Genomic DNA, 5,185 nt, shown 5'->3' with positions numbered 1-5,185 from the left:
CTTCCGGCGAGGATGGGTTCGGGCAAAGCCCGAAATCGGGTCAAGGGACGAGTCCCTTGTGGGGGTTGGGGCAAGGCCCCAAGGTCTTAAAACCAATAATATCTGCAATTTTCAAGGTTCGGTTGAGCCTATTTTTTAGACTCCGTTTTTCATAGATTACTTGACACTACCTTTTAGTGAGCCTCTATGGCTGTCACTAATATTTCATTTTGTAGGATTATACTTGATGTCCATACGCATCCATGCCATCCTGTTCAGGATTCTTCATACCAAGATGCACAGCTGGAGTCTTAAATGTAAGAGGTAATGCAAGGATATTCGGATTATCTCCTACATACTTTCTCTTAGCATCTTCCAAAGCCTCCTCAAAGGTTGCCCTTGTCTTAAGTCCCATACCTCTGGCATATCCCGGTTCCTTAGCACCAACGATGTAGATAGCACTTGTGTTCATCTCTGCTATATGTCCACAACTCATCATTGAGAAACCATGGAACGGATGGAATGCGTTAGCAAAACGATACTTACGGATATACTCCTCATTTGTCGCAAAATATTCTCCGAGACGATCCATATCCGGCAGTTCATTCATCTCATTGCGCTGAAACCAATCATAACATTCTCTCAGATAAGGCCATCTGTCATCATTAAAGAATCCATTACAAAGACTTGAACAAATGATTACACAATTGTCACTCATGACACGTTTAAAACGAAGTACCTGAGCTGACAGTGCCTGCATCATCATAATTGGGTTGGTACCCATTCCATCTCCATAGTGGAACTTCTGTGGCATACCAAATACCAAGACATCATACTTCTTCTCTGCCCAATGCACATAAGTTCTTGTATCTGCGACTTTCCATGACTCAGGCATCATCTCCTTTGCATAACCGGAGAAAACAGCAACTTGGCGGCTCTTAGAATCCAGAACTGCATCACAGCAGAAGAATGGATGACCCATGCCCTCTTCCATCTTCATGGAAATCTCATCGAATTTATTTCTCATCAGACTGGCATTATTAACAGGAACGAAATCATCCCTGTGCATAACAGCTGGTACATGATGGCTTGCTATACTCCTCCAATTGCTGATTCCTGTAGCACTATGCTTGTAACCACCAGAATATCCACCATAGGGATTACCCTGAACGTGTCCGATGAGAATAGGAAGATCTGCATCAAACACATACTTATTCATAGCAACAGGGTCTCCACGGTCTGTAAGACCAAGATCCACCATATGCTCCTTATCTTCAGAATCGTGACTGATAATCTGTCCACTATGCCAAAACTGATTGTAGAGTTCCAATCCCAGTAATGCAAGAGCATCTTTTCCCGTACTTCTTGGATGCAGACCATTAGATATAATAATTAAAATATCTTTATGCTCCACACCTGCTTCATATAAATCCTGAAGGATATACTTGATTGCCAACTTACGATGGCTGGTTGTCTGCTCTCCACCTTTGACTCTGTCCGGCACAATAAACGCAATCTTGCTTCCCTTATGTACCAACTCTTTAATGGCAGGCATCCCAATTGGATGATTCAGGCTCTCTTTATACACTGCTTCTAACTCCTTCTCCGAAATACAAGGTGGATCATCCACAGTCACCCCAGGGATGAATACATCGGTAGTATCCGGCAGATTTGCCCCCATTGTGCCCTCGCCATACTCAAACTCAAAATGTTTCATAATAGCACCTCCGTTGTTTTGCGTAATTTTTCTCGCACACACGTTGTTTTGTATATTAATTTTATGGAAAATTACATTTTAAATCAAACATTTTTATACAAATTATCTATATTTTTTACGCAATCGTTTGCTTATTTGGTGATTTTTTTATCAATCTTTCATTATTATGACTTATTTTCCCTGAATATTTCTATCTGTTTTTATTTTTTGTGGGTATTCCAACTTCGTGGTGGATAGGCGTCTTAGGACGCCCTCTCGCACCCGTTCTCTTTTGCTGCTTTTTCAGCTTCCAAATTCTGCAACCCACGCATGATTAAGTCTCTAATCATCTCGTTTTGCGTGTCTTTGTAGTAAGTTTCTCTCTTAGCCTTATCCAGTTCCATATCCATGTTATGGGTAACTGAAATTGTAAACCTTCGCATATCTGTAGCCATGTAATCACCTCCTTTTGGTGTAGTGGTTCACTGAATCTATGCCTTCATTATAGTGGTGTAGTGGTTCACTGGTGTATAATCACAAGTGAAGAGAGGTGATATATATGGCAACTAACAAACCACGCTATACTGTTTCTGTAGATGATGAAATGTTCAAAGCTATTGAGAATTTTCGCTTTGAAAACCGCTTTCAGACCCGTTCCGAAGCAACTGTTGAACTAATTAGATTGGGACTTGAGCAACTCAAAAAAGAGCAGGAGGAGCAAAAAAAGGCGCAAAAAAATAAGCCCTCCTGTGAGGAGAATGAATGAGCAATCCTCTTATGGAAAAAATGCTCGACCTTCCGGAGTTTGAAGTTACCGACTTCAAACAGAATGATAATGATATGGGCTTTTACGTTGAAACAAAGAAGCGCCCAACGTTCTGCCCTGTTTGTGGTTGTTATATGCCGAATCTGGTTATTTACAAGAGCCGGAAGCAGACAGTGCGTGATATAAGCGTTCTAGGAAAGCGTACAGCCCTCATTATCAATCGGCACTATTATGAGTGTCGAGAGTGTGGCGGACGATTTGCAGAGCCACTAGAGAGCGTGGGCGATAATGAGCGTATTACAAAGAGATTGCGTACTACACTTGCACTGCTTGCCCCATATTGCCCTTTCACTGATTTGGAACGTGAATATCAGATATCTGACACCACTATCCGAAAAATATTTATGGAACGGGTGAATGCACTGCCAAAACCTTATGAATTGGAAACTCCAAAGGTGCTTGGTATTGATGAAATTTGTCTTATGAAAGACGATTACCACCGTAAACAGCCGTGGGCTATCATTGCCAATGGCGACAAAAATACCGTTATGGAAATCCTGCGTAACCGTAGTAAGACTTCTGTAATGGAGTTCCTGCAATCTCTAAAAGACCCCAGTAAGGTAGAGGTTGCACCTATGGATATGTGGTCTGGTTATCGTACCGCAGTCAATGAAGTGCTTCCAAAGGCTCTGGTTGTAGTTGATAAGTTCCATGTTGTCAAAATGGCAAATGAGCAAATGGATTCTGCCCGAAAATACTTCTATAAGTACGCTCCACATGGGCTAAAAAAGAGCAAGAGCCTGTTTCTTATGCGTGAGGATAAACTGACCGAAAAAGCAATTTCATACCGTGATGAATGGTTTGAACAGTATCCAAAACTCAAAATAGCCTATGCGCTTAAAGAATCGTTCTATCGGATATATGATTGTTCTACACGCTTTGAAGCTGAACGGGCTTTCCGAGAGTGGCAACGGCAGATTCCAAGTGATACAGATTTTAATGGTTGGCGGCTTATGGCTTCTACTGTAAGACGACATAGGAAACCGATTTTTAACTACTTTGATGCCCCTTATACCAATGCTTTTGTTGAAGGGCTTAACAGTGTCATTCGCTCTATATCCGATGAAGGACGTGGCTATGATTTCGACATTCTCCGTGGTAAGGTACTTTTGTCAGCGGGACGAAAAATCGAAACCCCGAAAACAGATTTTGACCACATGACACATTGGAGTAAAAGCGTTATCAAAGACTACGGGTCTGCGTTTGAGGACATTTTGGGAGCAATAGAAAGAGGATTGATTTAGGACTATCCACCATAAAGTTGGAGGAGCCTTTTTTGTTTATTACGGTAAAACGAATACCGAACGTTCGGAACTAGAATCACTCGGAATACTCTTTTTTTCTCTTTTGCATTGTTTTGCTCTCATATTTGCTTATTCTTCTGTACTCTTTGTCTACCTTGTGATATTCTTTACTCTGTAAATACTATTATTTGTGCTAACTAATTTAATGACATATAATTAACAATATGGAGGTATAAAAATGTCTTTGAAAGATATCGCAGCAGAAGTAGGCGTATCTATTTCCACCGTGTCACGAGTTTTAAATACTGACAACACTTCTGTCGCAAGAAAAGAGCTGCAACATCGTATCTGGGAAGTTGCAAGAAAACAAGGTTACACACCAAATCTTACAGCGCGGCATCTCAGATTAAAAACTCTACCTGAGAGGGCAGATATCCGCTATCTGAATTGTATTTACGGTTGTGCCCCTCATGAAACAAAGGATGATCCATTCTTTACAAAACTTTTGGAATCCATTGAAAAAGAAGCGTTCAAGCATCAATATCATGTAAACTGCTCATACTCCTCAATCACCACAGATGCACTATGCATTTCTTCACTTGTTTCCACTGTCCCTTCTGATTGTCTAATTATTTTGGGCAGATTTAAACCGGAATTAATCAAGCAACTTAAGTTTCATTATAAAAAGATTATTTACATAGGGCTAAATATTCTGGATGCAAACTGTGATCAAATTATCTGTGATGGATATAAAATCACTCAATCCAGTGTCAACTATCTTCATTCCCTAAATCATCGCAAGATAGGTTATGTCGGAAGCAAGGAGGCGCGACTCAAAGGCTATCAGGATGCCATGACAACTTTAGGACTCTCCAATGACTCCCGATTCATCATCGATAACGCTATGCTTTCCATGGATGGTGGATACAAGAGTACGAAAGAGCTTTTAGATCAATCACCTGACATCACTGCCATATGCTGTACCAATGATGTGGTTGCAATCGGCGCCCTAAAGGCATGTAAAGAACGCGGGATCCAAGTTCCTGAAGACATTTCCATCATTGGCGTCAATGATATCATTAATGTCCAATATACGGATCCCATGCTCACGACCATTCATGTGCCTCTGGAAGAGATGGGAAAAATGGCTATTACCATGTTGCGGGATCGCGTGGAAGGCGGTCACACTTCTAAGATTAAAGTAGAATTTCCATTTCAGATTGTAAAAAGAGGAAGCTGTCGCCCACTATAAAAGCGGAACTAATACTCATCGGTATCCGCTTCACGCTTTTTTCATGAACCTAACAAGATTTGAACCATAAAATCAGAAAAAATGTCGTAAAAGAAGCCTGCAAATAAAAAGTCAAGCTAAATTTTAAAGAACATTGAAAAATTTATACAGGTTGAAAAGTGGGTATCAAAATAAGACCGCCAGGATAT

General features: G+C 40.8%; 5 protein-coding genes. 3 read left to right on the top strand and 2 right to left on the bottom strand.

The features are described 5' to 3' along the window. Positions 1-217 precede the first annotated feature (217 nt). Entirely contained in the window at positions 218-1,696 is a 1,479-nt protein-coding gene (locus ABID13_RS28460; RefSeq protein WP_048931151.1) for a lactate racemase domain-containing protein, read from the bottom strand. A gap of 242 nt (positions 1,697-1,938) precedes the next feature. Beyond that, positions 1,939-2,130, bottom strand: coding sequence for a hypothetical protein (locus ABID13_RS28455; RefSeq protein WP_048931152.1), 192 nt, complete (start codon positions 2,128-2,130; stop codon positions 1,939-1,941). Between the two features lie 104 nt (positions 2,131-2,234). On the opposite strand from ABID13_RS28455, the gene ABID13_RS28450 reads away from it, so the two are divergent. The 3 genes from ABID13_RS28450 (at position 2,235) to ABID13_RS28440 (ending at position 4,997) form a co-directional block, all read left to right on the top strand. Further along, positions 2,235-2,441: a ribbon-helix-helix domain-containing protein gene (locus ABID13_RS28450; RefSeq protein ID WP_048931153.1), complete on the top strand. Its 207-nt coding sequence runs from the start codon at positions 2,235-2,237 to the stop codon at positions 2,439-2,441. Then, entirely contained in the window at positions 2,438-3,745 is a 1,308-nt protein-coding gene (locus tag ABID13_RS28445) for an ISL3 family transposase (RefSeq protein WP_048931154.1), read from the top strand. The genes ABID13_RS28450 and ABID13_RS28445 overlap by 4 nt, the downstream gene beginning before the upstream one ends. Before the next feature lie 238 nt (positions 3,746-3,983). Continuing rightward, positions 3,984-4,997: a LacI family DNA-binding transcriptional regulator gene (locus ABID13_RS28440; RefSeq protein WP_048931155.1), complete on the top strand. Its 1,014-nt coding sequence runs from the start codon at positions 3,984-3,986 to the stop codon at positions 4,995-4,997. Positions 4,998-5,185 lie beyond the last annotated feature (188 nt).

It is taken from the genome of Enterocloster citroniae, assembly GCF_040545455.1.
GTDB classification, from domain to species: domain Bacteria; phylum Bacillota; class Clostridia; order Lachnospirales; family Lachnospiraceae; genus Enterocloster; species Enterocloster citroniae.
This window is presented reverse-complemented; position numbering and strand designations above follow the sequence as displayed.